Genomic DNA, 16201 nt, shown 5'->3' on the forward strand with positions numbered 1-16201 from the left:
TGTTCTGGTGGACGATAATGAAGCAGCACTCAACCGTGGGCAACCGCCCAGAAAGGCACATTGTGTAACGCTGCGTGGATGGCACCGGCAGCGGCGTCGATATCCTCTTCGCGGGTATAGCGCCCCAGGCTCAGACGCAACGTCTGCCGTGCCGCACGCTCGTCATGCCCAAGCGCCAGCAGCACATGCGAAGGCGCACTGCTGGCCGAATTGCAGGCCGACGTCGAGGAAAACGCCAGCGTACGGGCCAGCGCCTGCAGATCGATACCGTCACCGCCAAAGGTCAGGCTCAACGTATGAGGGATGCGCTGGACAGGGCTGCCGTTGAGCCCCAGGCCGGGAATATCGGCCAACTGCTCCAGCAGCCGCTCACGCAACCGGTGCATACGTGCAACTTCCTGCTGCTGCACCTGCCCGGCCAGTGCGAAGGCAGCGCCCATGGCGGCAATCTGGTGAGTGGCCAGGGTGCCCGAGCGCAATCCGTTCTCGTGCCCGCCACCGTGAATCTGTGCCTGCAGCAGCGGCGCGGCGCGCTTGCCGACGTAGAGCGCACCGATCCCTTTGGGCCCATACACCTTGTGCGCCGAAAACGACATCAGGTCCACCGGCCAGCGTGACAGGTCGATAGGCACCTTGCCTGCCCCCTGGGCGGCATCCACATGCAGCAATGCGCCGTGGCGGCGCACCCGCTCGCCGATGGCCTGCACATCGTTCAGGGTGCCCAGTTCATTGTTGACCAGCATCAGCGATACCAGAAAGGTGTCGTCACGCAGCGCCGCCGATACCGCCTGTTCAGTGATCAACCCCTGGGCATCGGGGCTCAGCCACGTCACCTCGATGCCTGCCAGCTCGAGCTGTCGGGCAGTATCGAGCACGGCTTTGTGCTCGATGCGGCTGGTGATGACATGCCCACCTGTGCGGCCCTGAGCCAGCCCTTTGAGGGCCAGGTTGTTGGATTCGGTGGCACCCGACGTCCAGATGATCTCGTCGGCCCGCGCCCCTACCAGGCCGGCGACCTGGGACCGTGCCTGCTCGACCGCCAGGCGTGCCTGCTGACCATACCGATGGGAGCTGGAAGCCGGATTGCCAAAACGCCCGGATACCCCCAGACACTCCACCATTACCTGAATGACTCGCTCGTCGACGGGTGTCGTGGCGGCGTAGTCGAAATACAGCGGGAGTGTGGTCATGGCCAGGCGCTTCCTGAATGCGTGGAGTAGTCGTGCATCTATAGTGCACGAACACGCATAGAACAATTAATTATCAATTTTCATATTTATATAACAAAAATATCATTACGGTGATGACTCAGGCTCCCGCGTCAGACGAGCAGCCAATCCCTTGGCCTGCAACGCCACATCGGTGACGGCAGTACTTTCCCACCACAGGCCACGCAGCGGCGGGCCCATCGCAAACAGGCGCGTACTGACCGCGCCATCGGCATCGACCACTGCGCCCTGCGGGTCGGCATCAATTCCAAGGGCCAGCGGCCCTGGCCGGATCAGCCTGCGCTGCAACAACGCTTGCGGTAGCGGGCGTGCCACGCGCCGCCAGTCATATTCGATACCGGTGGAGTTGACCAGTGCGGCACCCTCAACCCGCGTCGCCTGGGCCTCGCCGCGAAACCGCAGACGCACCCCCACCCCGGCTCCGGTAGCCGGTTCGACCCTCTGCAGGGAGGCCGCATGAATATGCAGGCGCCCCTCCTGGCGCAACCGCTCCAGCAGCGCTGCACCCTGGGGCGGCGAACGGTGATGATGGCTTTCCCACCAGGGCCGCACATGGCGCACGAACTGGCGGCGTTCGCGGTCACTGGCCTGGCTCCACAGCCTGGGGATATGCACCCGCACAGTGTCCAGCGGGGCCTGCCAGTCGATGCCCTGGGCCAACGCCAGCCTGCATTGCCGGCGCAGCGCACGCAGCAACTGGCGCGGGCTGCGCAGCGAAGGGTCCGCCTCGAGAAAATCCTCCCAGGGCGGTGGCTGACGGCGCTCGTGGGGCCACAACCCGTGGCGCGAGAATACCTCGACAGGCCCACGATGCCCGGCCAGTTGCAACGACACCAGGGTGTCGACCATGGTCAGCCCGGAACCGATGATCAACACTGTGCCTTGCGGGTCGATCGTGCGCATGGCGGCCACGTCCCAGGGGTCGATGGCTGCGGCGTTGAGGCTGTTCTCACCCACCTGCGCCGTGCGCGCCGCGGCAAACATGCCGGTAGCCAGCACCGCCTGGCGCGCCTGCACCCGGCGCCCATCCTGCAATTGCGCCTGAACCCTGTCATCGTGCACCTGCAGGTCAACCACCTCGGTACACACATGCTCCAGCGTGGAGCCGGCCTTGGCGCCGACACGCTCGGCCTCTGCCAGACGCTGGCGGGCATAGCGACCGAACAGACCTCGCGGCGGGAACAATTCGGCCACCGGCACGCCCTGCTCGGCGGATTCGGGCCACTGCCCGGCATCGATCTGCTGTTGCAGCCAGTGGGTCAGGTCATCGGGATTGTCCGGATCGACGCTCATGCGCGCCGCATTGCCATTGAGGGTATGACCGTTTTCGGTAGCGCTGTAGGCTTCGCCACGCCCCAGCTCCCCACGCGGCTCGACCACCAGCAGGCGCCGGCGTCCGGGGCGACGCAGCAATTGCGCCGCCAGCAAGGCGCCGCTCAGGCCACCCCCGATGATCAGTACATCCGCCATGTCGTCGCAGGCAGGTGCCGGTTGTTGTTCGTGCATCGGTATCTCCTTTCCCGGGAGACCGGATAATAAGCAGCAATCCACCGCAAGGGCAGCGGTGCGGTACCAAAGGAGGATCAGCCCGCAGGCCCGACCACGTGCTTGCGGTACTCGCCTGGCGCAAGCCCTGTGACCTTGTGGAAGACCTTGCGAAACGCACCAGGGTCCTGGTAGCCAACACCCCAGGCGATCTGGTCGATGCTGCGGTTGGTGAACTCGAGCATCCGGCAAGCGCGCCCTACCCTCACCTGCTGACAGTACTCGGTGGGTTTGAGGCCGGTGGCGCTGCGAAAACGCCGCAGGAAGGTGCGCTGCTCGAGCCCTGCGCAGTCGGCCATCAAGGCCAGGTTGACCTCCCGCGCCCCCGTGCTCTGCAGCCAGTGCTGCACCTTGAGCACCGCTTCGTCGCCATGGTCCAGGCGCGGGCTGAACACGCTGCCCGGCCCAGGCATGGCATGCACTGGCGCCACCGCGAGAAATCGCGCCGTCTCAGCCGCCAGGGTCTGCCCCTGGAAGCGCTCGACCAGCTTGAGCCCCAACTCGGTCCAGGCCATCAATCCGGCCGAGGTAATGATGTCGCCATCTTCCAGCAACGGCAGGTTGGCCTCGACCTTGACCAGGGGAAAGCGCTCGGCCAGCGATTGGGCAAAATTCCAGTGAGTAGTGGCGGAGCGACCGTCGAGCAGGCCGCTGGCGGCAATGAAGAACACCCCGACACACACCGACACCAGCAGCGCGCCTTCGCGGTGCCACTGACGCAGGTCGTTGCAGAAACGTTCGATCAGGTCGGGGCCCGGCTCCTCGGTCAGGCTGGGCGGGATGATCATCACTCGCGGGCGGTGATGCGCCTGCGGGTGACTGTCGAAGCTCACCGCCAGCGGCTGTCCCGGCATCTCGGCCCAGTGGCACACCCGCAGCAGCGGGCTGCGTCGCGCCCCGAGGTCCGCGGCCATGCGGTTGGCCACCGCGAACAGGTCGGTCAGGCCATGCACTGCCGCCATCTGGGCACCTGGGTAAACCAGAATACCGATCTCGACCTGATCGCCGATTGCATCCATTGTCAGTTTTTCCCGCCAATTTGTCGGTCGCGCCAATGCGCAAGCCTGTCGCACAAGCCTATAACTATCAGCACGTCACAACCATTCTCCTGAAGGACTGCACCATGAGCAAACAGGCACTGATCATCGTCGACATCCAGAACGACTACTTCCCCGGCGGCAAATGGACGCTGCACGGCGCCGATGCGGCCGCCGACAACGCCGCACGGATCATCCAGGCTGCCCGCGAAAACGGCGACCTGGTGGTCCATGTACGTCATGAGTTCGAGTCCGCCGATGCACCTTTCTTCACTCCGGGCTCCGAAGGCGCGCAGATTCATCCGAAAGCAGCTGCTCGCGAGGGCGAGCCGGTGGTGCTCAAGCACAACGTCAACAGCTTTCTGGGCACCGACCTCAAGGCCCTGCTCGACCAGCACAGGATTACCGGCCTGACCCTGGTCGGCAGCATGAGCCACATGTGCATCGATGCCGCCGCCCGGGCCGCCTCGGACATGGGCTATGGCACCACGGTGGTGCACGATGCCTGCGCCACCCGCGACCTGGAATTCAACGGCGTGGTCGTACCGGCGGCCCAGGCCCACGCGGCGTACATGGCATCGCTGGCCTTCGCCTACGCGCAGGTGGTCTCCACCCAGGAGTGGCTTGACGCCAATCGGCGCTGACAGGCCTTCAGATCACCACGTTGCGCACGAAGCGCGTCGCCACGTCGCCATCGTTGCGGTAGGCATGCATGCGGTTGCTGGCGAAGCTGTAGAAATCGCCAGCCGCCAGCACATATTCCTGCGTTTCTATCACCAGGGTAAGGCGCCCCTCGAACACGTAGATCTGTTCGCTCCAGCCGTCGAAATCGGCCTCGGCCGGGTACACCTCGCCCGGCTCCAGGCGCCACTCCCACAACTCCACCTCGCGGCTGGCCCTGGAACTTGCCAGCAACACGGCCTTGCTGCCGGGGTGCACACCGGCCCAGGCCAGTTCGTTGATGCGATCAGGGTCACGGCTGTCAGGTGCCTGGATCAGGTCGCTGAACGCCACCGACAAGGCCTCGGCGATCAGGTCGAGGGTGGTCAGGCTGACATTCTTTTCACCCGCTTCTATTGCCACCAGCATGCGTCGGCTGACACCGGATTTTTCTGCAAGGGCGCTCTGGCTCAGCTCTGCCGCATGGCGCAGGCGCCGGATATTCTGGCTCACGTGCTGAAGCACGGAGGCCCGCTGACTGGAATTTTTGTGCACTATATTGCTCACTCACATGGCTTGCGCAGTATACTGCCCACCTTCCGACGCATTGTGCGTCGCTCGCCCCACGTGTGCAAGCCCATGACCTCGCCGACCACTGCCCGATCCCTCTTCCTTTCATTGCGCCTGAGCAAGGCCGAACTGGTGCTGGTGTTCATCACCATGCTCTGGGGCGCCACCTTTCTTCTGGTGCATAACGTGATGAGCGTCAGCGGCCCGATGTTCTTCGTCGGCCTGCGCTTTGCAGCGGCGGCGCTGTTTGTCGGAGCGTTCAGTGCGCGTGCGCTGTCCGGCCTGACCTGGTTCGAGGTCAAGGCCGGCGTACTGATCGGCGCCTCGATCATGCTGGGCTACGGCTTGCAAACGGTGGGCCTGCAAACCATCACCAGCAGCCAGTCGGCATTCATCACCGCCTTGTACGTACCTTTTGTACCGCTGCTGCAGTGGCTGGTGCTGGGCCGGCGCCCGGGGCTGATGCCGAGCCTGGGCATTGGCCTGGCGTTCGCCGGACTGATGCTGGTGGCCGGCCCCAGTGGCAGCTCGCTGCAGTTCAGCCCCGGCGAAATCGCCACGCTGATCGGCGCCGTGGCGATCGCAGCCGAGATCATTCTGATCAGCAACTATGCCGGCAAGGTGGACGTGCGCCGCGTGACCGTGGTGCAACTGGCTACCGCGTCGGCGCTGTCGTTCATGATGGTGGTGCCCACCCGGGAAGCCCTGCCGGACTTTTCCTGGCTGCTGCTGGGCAGTGCCGTCGGCCTGGGCGCCATGAGTGCGGTGATCCAGGTGGCAATGAACTGGGCCCAGCAATCGGTCTCGCCCACCCGGGCTACGCTGATCTACGCTGCAGAGCCGGTATGGGCCGGTATCGTCGGCCGCCTGGCGGGCGAGCGCCTGCCGGGCATCGCACTGCTCGGCGGGCTACTGATCGTGATCGCGGTGGTGGTCAGCGAACTGAAGATCAAACGCCGTGGCGAGCCCCTCGGCGCCAGCGATGACGATCAACAGGTGCAACAAACGGACCGGTAATCTGCAATAGCGGCACAATTCTTGTAAAAAACTGTTATAAAAAAACGCGTTGATGAGGCGCAAAAGTAGGATTCTGCGACAGCTTGCGTGTTGGTGATCGACGGGGCGCCACGTATGATCCCTTACAAACCTCTGCAGATTAGAAATCTATGTCCTTGATAGTTCTACTGCTTCTGCCGTTTGTGGGCAGCTGTCTGGCGGCTGTACTGCCGCACAACGCGCGTAACAGCGAATCACTTCTGGCCGGCCTTGTCGCGCTGGTCGGTACCGTTCAGGTCGCACTCCTGTACCCGCAAATTGCCGATGGCGGCGTCATCCGTGAAGAATTTCTGTGGCTGCCGAGCCTGGGCTTCAATCTCGTGCTGCGCATGGACGGGTTCGCCTGGCTGTTCTCGCTGCTGGTGCTGGGCATCGGCACCCTGGTGTCGCTGTATGCGCGCTACTACATGTCACCCCAGGACCCGGTACCGCGTTTCTTCGCGTTTTTCCTGGCGTTCATGGGTGCCATGCTGGGCCTGGTGATCTCTGGCAACCTGATCCAGATGGTGTTCTTCTGGGAACTGACCAGCCTGTTCTCGTTCCTGCTGATCGGTTACTGGCACCACCGTGCCGATGCACGGCGCGGCGCCTATATGGCGCTGATGGTCACCGGGGCCGGTGGCTTGTGCCTGCTGGCGGGGGTACTGCTGCTCGGCCATGTGGTGGGCAGCTATGACCTGGACAAGGTCCTGGCCGCCGGTGACCTGATTCGCAGTCATGCCCTCTACCCCATTCTGCTTCCCCTTATACTGCTCGGCGCCCTGACCAAGAGCGCTCAATTCCCCTTCCACTTCTGGCTTCCCCACGCCATGGCCGCGCCCACGCCGGTCTCGGCCTATCTGCACTCGGCCACCATGGTCAAGGCCGGGGTGTTCCTGCTGGCCCGGCTATGGCCGTCGCTGGCCGGCAGCGAAGAATGGTTCTGGATCGTCAGCGGCGCAGGGGCCTGCACCCTGCTGCTGGGCGCCTATGCGGCCATGTTCCAGAACGACCTCAAGGGCCTGCTGGCCTACTCGACCATCAGCCACCTGGGCCTGATCACCCTGCTGCTGGGCCTGAACAGCCCGCTGGCAGCGGTAGCGGCGGTGTTCCACATTCTCAACCATGCCACCTTCAAGGCCTCGCTGTTCATGGCCGCCGGCATCATCGACCATGAAAGCGGCACCCGCGATATCCGCAAGCTCAGCGGGCTGTTCCGGCTGATCCCGTTCACCGCCACCCTGGCCATGGTCGCCAGTGCCTCGATGGCCGGCGTACCCTTGATGAACGGCTTTCTGTCCAAGGAAATGTTCTTCGCCGAAACCGTGTTCATCAGTTCCACGGCCTGGGTCGAAACCACCTTGCCGATCATCGCGACCCTGGCGGGCACCTTCAGCGTCGCCTATGCGCTGCGCTTCACCGTCGACGTGTTTTTCGGCCCGCCGGCCACCGACCTGCCCCATACCCCCCACGAGCCGCCGCGCTGGATGCGCGCGCCGGTCGAATTGCTGGTGCTGACCTGCCTGGTGGTGGGTATCTTCCCTGCGCAGTCGGTGGGCCCGCTGCTGGCCGCTGCCGCACTGCCGGTGGTGGGTGGCACGCTGCCCGAGTACAGCCTGGCCATCTGGCACGGCTGGAATGCACCACTGATCATGAGCCTGATCGCCATGTGCGGCGGCGTGGTGCTCTACCTGGTGCTGCGCAATCAGCTCAAGCGCGGGCGCTTCCTCTACCCGCCGCTGATCGAGCTGTTCAATGGCAAGCGCCTCTTCGAACACGGCCAGGTGCTGCTGATGCGTGTGGCGCGCCGCTTCGAGCGCCTGTTCACCACCCGCCGCCTGCAGAAGCAGCTGTTCATGCTGGTGCTCATCGCCCTGCTCGCCGGCGTGCTGCCCATGCTGCAAACCGGGTTGAGCTGGGGCGACCGGCCCAAGATCCCGGGCTCAGGTGTATTCGTGATGCTCTGGCTGATCGCGATCATCTGCGCCATCGGCGCTGCGTGGCAGGCCAAGTACCACCGGCTGGCGGCCCTGACCATGGTCAGTGTCTGCGGCCTGATGACCTGCATCACCTTTGTCTGGTTCTCGGCGCCGGATCTGGCACTCACCCAACTGGTGGTCGAAGTGGTCACCACGGTACTGATCCTGCTGGGCCTGCGCTGGCTGCCACGGCGTATCGAAGACATCTCGCCCCTGCCCGGCAGCAAGGAGCGCGCTGTGGCACGCCGCCTGCGCGACCTGCTGCTGGCGGTGCTGGTCGGCGGTGGCATGGCCTTGCTGTCGTACGCAATGCTGACCCGCCCGACACCCAACGTGATTTCTTCCTTCTACCTGAGCCGGGCGCTGCCCGAGGGTGGCGGCACCAACGTGGTCAACGTGATGCTGGTTGACTTCCGCGGCTTCGATACCCTGGGTGAAATCACCGTACTGGTGGCCGTGGCACTGAGCGTGTTTGCCCTGCTGCGCCGCTTCCGCCCGCCCAAGGAGAGCATCCAGCTGCCTGCCCAGCAGCGCCTGCTGGCGCCGGACGTGGTCACCGACCTGGTCAACCCGCGTCAGGCCGCCGATACCGCGCTGGGCTTCATGATGGTGCCCGCCGCCCTGGTGCGACTGCTGCTGCCGATCGCGCTGGTGATCTCGATGTACCTGTTCATGCGCGGCCACAACCAGCCCGGTGGCGGCTTCGTCGCCGGCCTGGTGATGTCGGTGGCGTTCATCCTGCAGTACATGGTCGCCGGCACCCAGTGGGTGGAAGCCCAGATGAGCCTGCGTCCGCTGCGCTGGATGGGCACCGGGCTGCTGCTGGCAACCCTCACCGGGGCCGGGGCGATGCTGCTTGGCTACCCGTTCCTGACCACGCATACCGCGCACCTTGACCTGCCGATATTGGGCGACATCCATGTCGCCAGCGCCCTGTTCTTCGACACGGGCATCTTTACCGTGGTGGTCGGGTCCACGCTGCTGATCCTCACCGCACTGGCCCACCAGTCGGTGCGCAGCCACCGGCCGAGCAGCCAGCCCAAACCCACCGTCAACCCGGGAGCCGCCTGATGGAAGAAGTGATTGCAATTGCCATCGGTGTGCTCGCCGCGTCAGGCGTGTGGCTGATCCTGCGCCCACGGACCTTCCAGGTGGTGATGGGCCTGTGTCTGCTGTCGTACGGCGTCAACCTGTTCATCTTCAGCATGGGCAGCCTGTTCATCGGCAAGGAGCCGATCATCAAGGACGGCGTACCCCAGGACCTGCTCCATTACACCGACCCGTTGCCCCAGGCACTGGTACTGACGGCCATCGTCATCAGCTTCGCCATGACCGCCTTGTTCCTGGTGGTGCTGCTGGCTTCGCGCGGGCTGACCGGCACCGACCACGTGGATGGCCGGGAGCCTAAAGAATGAGTGTGATGAACCAACTGATCGTCGCGCCCATTCTGCTGCCGCTGCTGACCGCCGCACTGATGCTGCTGCTGGGCGAAAAGCGCCGGCCGCTCAAGGCCCGCATCAACCTGATCTCCAGCCTGGCCGGGCTGGGTATTTCGATCTGCCTGCTGCTGTGGGTGCAGGAGCAGGGCCAGGCCAGCTCGATCGGCGTGTACCTGCCGGGCAACTGGCAGGCACCCTTCGGCATCGTGCTGGTACTCGACCGCCTTTCGGCACTGATGCTGGTACTCACCGGCATCGTCGGGGTCAGCGCGCTGGTGTTCGCCACCGCGCGCTGGGACCGCGCAGGCGCCAGCTTCCACGCCCTGTTCCAGATCCAGCTGATGGGCCTGTACGGCGCCTTCCTGACGGCCGACCTGTTCAACCTGTTCGTGTTCTTCGAAGTGCTGCTGGCCGCCTCCTACGGCCTGATCCTGCATGGCTCGGGTCGTGCGCGGGTCAAGGCCGGCCTGCACTACATTGCCATCAACCTGCTCGCTTCCTCGCTGTTCCTGGTGGGGGCGGCGATGCTCTACGGGGTCACCGGTACCCTGAACATGGCTGACCTGGCCCTGAAGATTCCGCTGGTGCCCGAGGCCGACCGCGGCCTGCTGCATGCCGGCGCGGCGATTCTGGCCACGGCCTTTCTGGCCAAGGCGGGTATCTGGCCGCTCAACTTCTGGCTGGTCCCGGCCTACTCGTCGGCCAGCGCCCCGGTTGCCGCACTGTTCGCGATCATGACCAAGGTGGGCACCTATACCGTGCTGCGCCTGTGGACCTTGCTGTTCTCCGGTCAGGCCGGCGCTTCGGCGTTCTTCGGCGGCGAGTGGCTGGTCATCGGTGGCCTGGCCACCCTGGGCTGCGCAGCGTTGTCGATCCTGGCGGCGCAACGCCTGGAGCGCATGGCCAGCCTGAGCATCCTGGTCTCGGCCGGCACCTTGCTGGCCGCCATCGGCTTCGGCCAGGCGGCGCTGACCGCGGCCGCACTGTTCTACCTGGTGAGCTCCACCCTGGCCTTGTGCGCGCTGTTCCTGCTGGCCGAGCTGATCGAGCGCTCGCGCTCGGCCAACGAGATCCCGCTGGAAGACGACACCGATGCGCTGCCCTCGCCCCTGGAATCGCTGCAGCCGCCCAAGGGCATCAACCTGGACGATGAACAGAAGGCGGTGATCGGCCAGGTGATTCCCTGGACCATGGCATTCCTGGGCCTGAGCTTCATCGCCTGCGCGCTGCTGATCATCGGCATGCCGCCGCTGTCCGGCTTCATCGGCAAGCTGAGCCTGATCAGCGCCCTGTTCAACCCCAACGGCCTGGGCGTGCCGGTCGACCAGCCGCTGTCCGCAGCCGGCTGGGGCCTGGTGGCCTTGCTGGTGCTCTCGGGCCTGGCATCGCTGATCGCCTTGACCCGTGTCGGCATCCAGCGCTTCTGGACCCCGCAGGAGCGCCCCTCGCCGTTGCTACGGCGCAATGAGTGCATTCCCATCGTGCTGCTGCTGGGGCTGTGCGTGCTGCTGAGCGTGCGCGCCGAACCACTGCTGCGCTACACCCAGGACACGGCAGCCGGGCTCAAGGACCCTGCCAGCTACGTCAATGCGGTACTCGGCACGCGACCGGTGCCCGGCCCCACCAGCGAGGCGATTGCCGGGCAGGTGCAGCCATGAAGCGCCTGTTTCCCGCGCCACTGCTGTCGCTTTCGCTCTGGGGGTTGTGGTTGCTGCTCAACCTCTCGCTGAGTGCCGGCAACCTGCTGCTTGGCGCACTGCTGGCAATCCTGGCACCCATCCTGATGGCGCCGCTGCGTCCGCTACCGGTGCGCATACGCAAGCCGGGCACCATCGTGCGGCTGATTCTGCGAGTGGGGGGCGATGTGGTGATGTCCAACCTGCAGGTTGCCCGTAGCGTATGGCAGGCCGGTGGCCGGCCGCCACGCTCGCGCTTCATCCGTATTCCGCTGGACCTGCGCGATGCCCATGGCCTGGCGGCGCTGTCGATGATCACCACGGTCATTCCCGGCACCATCTGGTCGGAGCTGGCGCTGGACCGCAGCATCCTGCTGCTGCATGTCTTCGATCTGGACGATGAAACGCAGTTCATCGACCACTTCAAGCACACCTACGAACGTCCGCTGATGGAGATTTTCGAATGACTGGCCTGCTCGCCAACGCCATTCTCGCCAGCCTGTTCATCTTTGCCCTGGCCATGGCCCTGACCCTGGTGCGCCTGTTCAAGGGCCCTTCGGCACAGGACCGGGTACTGGCGCTGGACTACCTGTACATTCTGGCCATGCTGATGATGCTGGTGCTGGGTATCCGCTACGCCAGCGACACCTACTTCGAAGGTGCGCTGCTGATAGCCCTGTTCGGCTTTGTCGGCTCGTTTGCCCTGGCCAAATTCCTGCTGCGTGGCGAGGTGATCGAATGAACTCGACCGTCGAATTGCCGTTCTGGCTTGAAGTGGTCACGGCTGTGCTGCTGGTCGTCAGCAGCCTGTTCGCCCTGAGCGGCGCGGTAGGCCTGCTGCGCCTGAAGACCTTCTTCCAGCGCATGCACCCGCCCGCCCTGGCGTCGACCTTCGGCACCTGGTGCGTGGCCATGGCTTCGATCCTGTACTTTTCGGGCCTCAAGCACTCGCCCGTACTGCACGCCTGGCTGATCCCGATCCTGCTGTCGATCACCGTGCCGGTGACCACCCTGCTGCTGGCGCGGGCCGGGTTGTTTCGCAAGCGCATGGCCGGGGATGACGTGCCCGAAGAGGTCAGCAGTGGCCGCGGGCGCGATACCGGGCACTGACACCTGGCCCTATCGAGCTGCCAACACCTGCAGCTCGCGGCGCACCATCGCCGCATATTCCGGCGGGCTCAGCTGATACAGCTGCCCTGCCACCCAGTTCAACCAGGCGCCCTGCAGCACCGCGCGTTGTGCCAGCCACTCCAGGGCCTGGGCCTGGGCGCGGGCCTGATGCTCGGCGTGGAAGCGCGCACGCCCCGACGCCGCAGCGGTACTGCTCACTCGCTGGCCTTGAAGGTCAGTTCGCCCTTGCGCCATTTGGCGGCCTTGGCCGTGGCAGCCTTCAGGGTCTTGGTCAGGCCTTCCTTGATCTGCTCGTGGGCAGCAAACACCATCACCACGGTCTGCCCCTCGCGGAACACGATGCCATGCCCTTCGGGCACGGTCACGAACGCATAATCGCCCAGTTCGTAGACGGTCAGCTTGATGTCGCGAAAGCGGATCTCCAACTTGCCACCTTCGCGGCTGGGCAATACCGCCGCCCGAAAGTGATCGCCCACTTTCAGTTCAAGCCGCTGTTTGTCATCGACCACCAGGGCCTCTTCGGTATCGATCTCGGCAAGGTAGATACCTTCGGCACTTTGTTCGGTCACGTAGACGAAGCGCGATTGAAACTGTTTGACCAACTTGGCCCGCAGGTCGCCCAACACGAAGAGGGCGTGCATATCCAGATTACTGACTGCCAATGATTAATTCCTCAAAACCAGCATCACCCCGCCACCTCGCAGGCGGCACTGCGCCGCGAAGGTCCCGGTTTTCAATTTGAAGTCTGAAAGACTAGTGGATCAGTGCCAGGGTTGTTCGTACGCACAGACACCAGGCTGCGAAGGAAAACACGTCGTGCCCTGCCAGTTGATAACCGGCGGCTACAAACAGCCATTTCCCAAAGTGCAACCGATTTCTCTGACAGCGTGCTCGCTGAAAAAATGCGATAGCTGAAAGAAAGATCCCAGAACGAAGGACCTCTGGACGAACATGTTCACTGCACAGGGAAGCGAATATGCACGAAAACACCGAAACACGTCGAGTGGGCAATACACTTGAAGTATCAAAAAATATCGGGAGCGCATCCGGCAAAACCCGGCCGCGCTACATTGTAGTGCCGGCTGGCGTCGGTTTTTTCCATATCACGGAGTCTGCCACGGGCCGGGTGAAAGGCTTTCGCCGACATCACGGGGAGGCCTGCGACCTGGCAAGGACCCTCGAGGCCAGGCCCCGCGCCTACCCGGCCTGACAGGCGTCCAGCCCCTGCCCATCGAACTGTGCCAGCCAGGCGGCGCGACAGGCGTGTGCCTCGTCACGGCTGGCGAACGCGGTGCCTCTGCGCTCACCGTTGACCAGCACCACCCAGCACACGCGCATGCCCACCGAACGCAGCGAAATGGGAACGCCACTGCCGATCATCACCGCCACATCGACCTTGCACTGCATGATTCCCTCCGGAATTTAATTAGCAGCCTAACGATGAGGCGATGATAAACCCCTGCCCCTTGCGGGAAAAAGCTATCCCCGGCATAGCTGTTTTGCATCAAGCGCAACAAATCCGACTCAGGAAATCACGCTGTGCTGGGGTCGATAGCCCAGGCGCAAGCCGCCCCAGTGGCGCCCCTGTACCTGGATCGGCACCGACAGGTCATGCATCAGCTCGCCCGTGTCACGGGTATAGGTCTGCAGCAGCACCGGTTGCTGATGGCTGCCGCAACGGATACCGGTACGGTCGTCGAACTTGCGCTTGCTGCGGTTGTGCGCGGTATCGGTCGCCTCGTCGCCGGTCAGTGGCTGGCTGAAGGCGTTGTTGTGGGTCGGCACATAGCCCTGCTGGGTACAGGCAATGGCGAACACCAGGCCTTCATGCTGGGCCAGCAGCGGCTCCTGGATCGCGGGCAGTACCTGGTCGGTGTAGTCGTCGAAACGCGTGCGGTAACGGGCCGGGCGGGTACCGGGCAGCAGCTGATACTGGCGATCGAACAGAGCATCGACGCTGATGCGCCCCTGGGCGATGTCGGCCTCGAAGCGTTCGGCGATTTTCTGGGCCCCCTGGCGGGCAAGGTCGTATACGCGCTGGTGGTAGTCATCCAGCCCCACCTCGGCCAGTCGCTCGCTGATACGCTCGGCCTGACCTTCCATCTGCACGGCTGCCTGGGCCAGGCGCTGGGTCTGCTGATCGCTCACCACCAGGTCGCTGCGCATCTGCGCCACGGCCTGGAACAGGCTGTCGAGCTGAGTACGGTTGGTCTCGGTACCGGCAGCGATCGCATCGATCTGCTGCTCGACGCCAGCGGCGAGCCCGGCGATGGCGTCCAGTTGCTCGCCGGTGTGCTCGACCTGGTCCACCCCCTGGTGCAGGTCATCGGACAACTCACGGATCTGCTCCACCACCTGGGCGGTACGCTGCTGGATATCGGCCACCATCAGGCCGACCTCCTCGGTGGCACTGGCGGTACGTCCGGCCAGGCCACGCACCTCATCGGCCACCACGGCAAAGCCACGACCGTGTTCGCCGGCGCGCGCGGCCTCGATGGCCGCGTTCAATGCAAGCAGGTTGGTCTGGCTGGCAATGGTCTGGATCACCAGGGTAACCCGGGCGATGTCTTCGCTGCGCTGGTGCAGCGCCTCGATCAGTTCGCGGCTGTCGTTGGCACGGGCGCTGAGCTGGTGCATGCGCTGGATCGACTCGGCCAGCACCGTTCTGCCGGCAGCACTGCTGTGGTGGGCCTCGCGGGCCGCGCCCAGGGCCTGCTGGCTGAGCTGCGAAGTGGCTTTCTCGGTACCGATCATGACTTCGGCACTGCTGACGATCTGCGCCGCCGACACCAGTTGCGATTGCAGCTTGTCGGCCAGTTGCTGCACCGCATGGGCAACGCCAGCGGCAGACAGCGCGTTGTGGCTGGTGGCCTGGGCCAGGTCACGGGTCAGGTCGCCCAGCGGGTCCTGCTCGCTCACCACCTCGGCCGGCCGCTTGCGCATCAACGGCAGCCACAGGGCCAGCAAGGCCAATGGCAGACACAGGTAGAAGGACACATCGGCAAACGCCATGGCACTGAGCAACACCACCAGCACCAGGCTTTGCAGCGCCGTGCCCGACCAGCGCCGGGCGCCAGTGGACGTACCTTGCAGCGGCACCAGCGTGCCAGGCAGAGATCCTTCTCGCATCATAACAATGGTTCCCGCAGTGTCGTTATTGTGCCCCCATTAAACGCCACTACAAGGCCATTATCCATGCTTCGTTGGATGTAAGACCCTCCTGCTTGATGCAAGGCAAAGAAACGCAAAAGCCCCGGGCTGTGAACCCGGGGCTTGCTGGTACGACAGCGGGCGTCAGGCCTGACGCTGGTGCTTGTCGAGCTGCTCGTGGCGCTCTTGCGCCTCGATGCAGTACTTGGTGGTGGGGCTGATCAGCAGGCGCTTGAGGCCGATCGGCTCGCCGCTGTCCTCACACCAGCCGAAGCTGTCGTCCTTGATGCGGCCCAGGGCAATTTCCAGCTGGGGCAGCAGGCGCTGGTCGCGGTCGATGGTGTTGACCAGCCAGTGACGCTCTTCTTCGACCGAGGCGGCGTCGGCAGGATCAGCAGGGGTGTCCAGGCTTTCGATGGCTACACGACTTTTCTCGATGCGCTCATGGATCTCCACTTTCATCGACTGCAACAGCTCGGTGAAAAAGGCATGCTGCTCAGCGTTCATGTAGTCATCGGCCGGCATGGCCAGCAACTTTTCCTTTGTCATTGATTTCTCTATAAAAAATACGTGCATTTAGGCGATCGGGTGCTACCGGCGAACAGCTCGCCGGCGGCGCAATTCTTCAAGCACCATCCGGCACTCAATTTACAGGGGGCGGCAGTCTAAGGCCGAGTTTCGCAAGGGGCAATACAAATGAAGGTGGTTTTGTCCGAAATGCCCCTCGAACGAGCGTCAACGCTCCCCTGA

At 64.2% G+C, this 16201-nt stretch carries 17 protein-coding genes; 8 read left to right on the plus strand and 9 right to left on the minus strand.

Annotation, left to right across the window (positions count from 1 at the left end):
• Window positions 1-29: 29 nt before the first annotated feature.
• The 3 genes from CR917_RS01155 to CR917_RS01165 form a co-directional block, all read right to left on the minus strand.
• The gene (locus CR917_RS01155; protein WP_078480526.1) at window positions 30-1190 is read right to left on the minus strand and encodes a cysteine desulfurase family protein; all 1161 of its coding nucleotides are present in this window, start codon (window positions 1188-1190) and stop codon (window positions 30-32) included.
• Between the two features lie 105 nt (window positions 1191-1295).
• Window positions 1296-2735, minus strand: a complete 1440-nt coding sequence (locus CR917_RS01160) for an FAD/NAD(P)-binding protein (protein ID WP_104571782.1) — start codon at window positions 2733-2735, stop codon at window positions 1296-1298.
• A 77-nt stretch (window positions 2736-2812) separates the two neighbouring features.
• Complete coding sequence (locus tag CR917_RS01165; protein WP_104571783.1) at window positions 2813-3793, minus strand: GlxA family transcriptional regulator; 981 nt, start codon at window positions 3791-3793, stop codon at window positions 2813-2815.
• Between the two features lie 104 nt (window positions 3794-3897).
• On the opposite strand from CR917_RS01165, the gene CR917_RS01170 reads away from it, so the two are divergent.
• Window positions 3898-4455: a cysteine hydrolase family protein gene (locus CR917_RS01170; RefSeq protein WP_043859844.1), complete on the plus strand. Its 558-nt coding sequence runs from the start codon at window positions 3898-3900 to the stop codon at window positions 4453-4455.
• A gap of 7 nt (window positions 4456-4462) precedes the next feature.
• On the opposite strand, the gene CR917_RS01175 is transcribed toward CR917_RS01170, so the two are convergent.
• Window positions 4463-5026 (minus strand): helix-turn-helix domain-containing protein, encoded by a 564-nt coding sequence (locus CR917_RS01175; protein WP_104571784.1) that lies wholly within the window; start codon window positions 5024-5026, stop codon window positions 4463-4465.
• Window positions 5027-5110: 84 nt separating this feature from the next.
• On the opposite strand from CR917_RS01175, the gene CR917_RS01180 reads away from it, so the two are divergent.
• From CR917_RS01180 to CR917_RS01210, 7 genes are all read left to right on the plus strand, one after another.
• Window positions 5111-6058: a DMT family transporter gene (locus tag CR917_RS01180; protein ID WP_104571785.1), complete on the plus strand. Its 948-nt coding sequence runs from the start codon at window positions 5111-5113 to the stop codon at window positions 6056-6058.
• Window positions 6059-6207: 149 nt separating this feature from the next.
• Window positions 6208-9126 carry a monovalent cation/H+ antiporter subunit A gene (locus tag CR917_RS01185; protein WP_054915726.1) on the plus strand — a complete coding sequence of 973 codons (2919 nt, stop codon included), beginning with the start codon at window positions 6208-6210 and terminating at the stop codon, window positions 9124-9126.
• The gene (locus CR917_RS01190) at window positions 9126-9470 is read left to right on the plus strand and encodes a Na+/H+ antiporter subunit C (RefSeq protein WP_007986256.1); all 345 of its coding nucleotides are present in this window, start codon (window positions 9126-9128) and stop codon (window positions 9468-9470) included. The genes CR917_RS01185 and CR917_RS01190 overlap by 1 nt, the downstream gene beginning before the upstream one ends.
• Window positions 9467-11152: a monovalent cation/H+ antiporter subunit D gene (locus tag CR917_RS01195; RefSeq protein ID WP_043860101.1), complete on the plus strand. Its 1686-nt coding sequence runs from the start codon at window positions 9467-9469 to the stop codon at window positions 11150-11152. The genes CR917_RS01190 and CR917_RS01195 overlap by 4 nt, the downstream gene beginning before the upstream one ends.
• Window positions 11149-11637, plus strand: a complete 489-nt coding sequence (locus CR917_RS01200; RefSeq protein WP_043860102.1) for a Na+/H+ antiporter subunit E — start codon at window positions 11149-11151, stop codon at window positions 11635-11637. The genes CR917_RS01195 and CR917_RS01200 overlap by 4 nt, the downstream gene beginning before the upstream one ends.
• Complete coding sequence (locus tag CR917_RS01205; protein WP_043860103.1) at window positions 11634-11912, plus strand: K+/H+ antiporter subunit F; 279 nt, start codon at window positions 11634-11636, stop codon at window positions 11910-11912. Before CR917_RS01200 ends, CR917_RS01205 begins: the two co-directional genes overlap by 4 nt.
• Window positions 11909-12280 (plus strand): Na+/H+ antiporter subunit G, encoded by a 372-nt coding sequence (locus CR917_RS01210; RefSeq protein ID WP_043860104.1) that lies wholly within the window; start codon window positions 11909-11911, stop codon window positions 12278-12280. The genes CR917_RS01205 and CR917_RS01210 overlap by 4 nt, the downstream gene beginning before the upstream one ends.
• A 9-nt stretch (window positions 12281-12289) precedes the next feature.
• On the opposite strand, the gene CR917_RS01215 is transcribed toward CR917_RS01210, so the two are convergent.
• The 5 genes from CR917_RS01215 to CR917_RS01240 all read right to left on the minus strand — a co-directional run bounded on the left by CR917_RS01215 (window position 12290) and on the right by CR917_RS01240 (window position 16000).
• Entirely contained in the window at window positions 12290-12499 is a 210-nt protein-coding gene (locus CR917_RS01215; protein WP_235384112.1) for a hypothetical protein, read from the minus strand.
• Window positions 12496-12963, minus strand: a complete 468-nt coding sequence (locus CR917_RS01220; protein ID WP_043860106.1) for a hypothetical protein — start codon at window positions 12961-12963, stop codon at window positions 12496-12498. The genes CR917_RS01215 and CR917_RS01220 overlap by 4 nt, the downstream gene beginning before the upstream one ends.
• A 535-nt stretch (window positions 12964-13498) precedes the next feature.
• Window positions 13499-13708 carry a hypothetical protein gene (locus CR917_RS01230; RefSeq protein ID WP_054915725.1) on the minus strand — a complete coding sequence of 70 codons (210 nt, stop codon included), beginning with the start codon at window positions 13706-13708 and terminating at the stop codon, window positions 13499-13501.
• Between the two features lie 117 nt (window positions 13709-13825).
• Window positions 13826-15433 carry a methyl-accepting chemotaxis protein gene (locus tag CR917_RS01235; protein ID WP_043860108.1) on the minus strand — a complete coding sequence of 536 codons (1608 nt, stop codon included), beginning with the start codon at window positions 15431-15433 and terminating at the stop codon, window positions 13826-13828.
• A 162-nt stretch (window positions 15434-15595) separates the two neighbouring features.
• Window positions 15596-16000, minus strand: coding sequence for a TraR/DksA C4-type zinc finger protein (locus tag CR917_RS01240; RefSeq protein ID WP_043860109.1), 405 nt, complete (start codon window positions 15998-16000; stop codon window positions 15596-15598).
• Window positions 16001-16201: the final 201 nt, after the last annotated feature.

Source organism: Pseudomonas sp. BRM28 (assembly GCF_002939405.1).
Classification (GTDB): domain Bacteria; phylum Pseudomonadota; class Gammaproteobacteria; order Pseudomonadales; family Pseudomonadaceae; genus Aquipseudomonas; species Aquipseudomonas palmensis.

Bases quoted from the DNA above. Each gene is read 5' to 3' on its own strand.
- CR917_RS01155 (WP_078480526.1), bottom strand. From the start codon at position 1,190: ATGACCACACTCCCGCTGTATTTCGACTACGCCGCCACGACACCCGTC.
- CR917_RS01160 (WP_104571782.1), bottom strand. From the start codon at position 2,735: ATGCACGAACAACAACCGGCACCTGCCTGCGACGACATGGCGGATGTA.
- CR917_RS01165 (WP_104571783.1), bottom strand. From the start codon at position 3,793: ATGGATGCAATCGGCGATCAGGTCGAGATCGGTATTCTGGTTTACCCA.
- CR917_RS01170 (WP_043859844.1), top strand. From the start codon at position 3,898: ATGAGCAAACAGGCACTGATCATCGTCGACATCCAGAACGACTACTTC.
- CR917_RS01180 (WP_104571785.1), top strand. From the start codon at position 5,111: ATGACCTCGCCGACCACTGCCCGATCCCTCTTCCTTTCATTGCGCCTG.
- CR917_RS01185 (WP_054915726.1), top strand. From the start codon at position 6,208: ATGTCCTTGATAGTTCTACTGCTTCTGCCGTTTGTGGGCAGCTGTCTG.
- CR917_RS01190 (WP_007986256.1), top strand. From the start codon at position 9,126: ATGGAAGAAGTGATTGCAATTGCCATCGGTGTGCTCGCCGCGTCAGGC.
- CR917_RS01195 (WP_043860101.1), top strand. From the start codon at position 9,467: ATGAGTGTGATGAACCAACTGATCGTCGCGCCCATTCTGCTGCCGCTG.
- CR917_RS01200 (WP_043860102.1), top strand. From the start codon at position 11,149: ATGAAGCGCCTGTTTCCCGCGCCACTGCTGTCGCTTTCGCTCTGGGGG.
- CR917_RS01205 (WP_043860103.1), top strand. From the start codon at position 11,634: ATGACTGGCCTGCTCGCCAACGCCATTCTCGCCAGCCTGTTCATCTTT.
- CR917_RS01210 (WP_043860104.1), top strand. From the start codon at position 11,909: ATGAACTCGACCGTCGAATTGCCGTTCTGGCTTGAAGTGGTCACGGCT.
- CR917_RS01230 (WP_054915725.1), bottom strand. From the start codon at position 13,708: ATGCAGTGCAAGGTCGATGTGGCGGTGATGATCGGCAGTGGCGTTCCC.
- CR917_RS01235 (WP_043860108.1), bottom strand. From the start codon at position 15,433: ATGATGCGAGAAGGATCTCTGCCTGGCACGCTGGTGCCGCTGCAAGGT.
- CR917_RS01240 (WP_043860109.1), bottom strand. From the start codon at position 16,000: ATGACAAAGGAAAAGTTGCTGGCCATGCCGGCCGATGACTACATGAAC.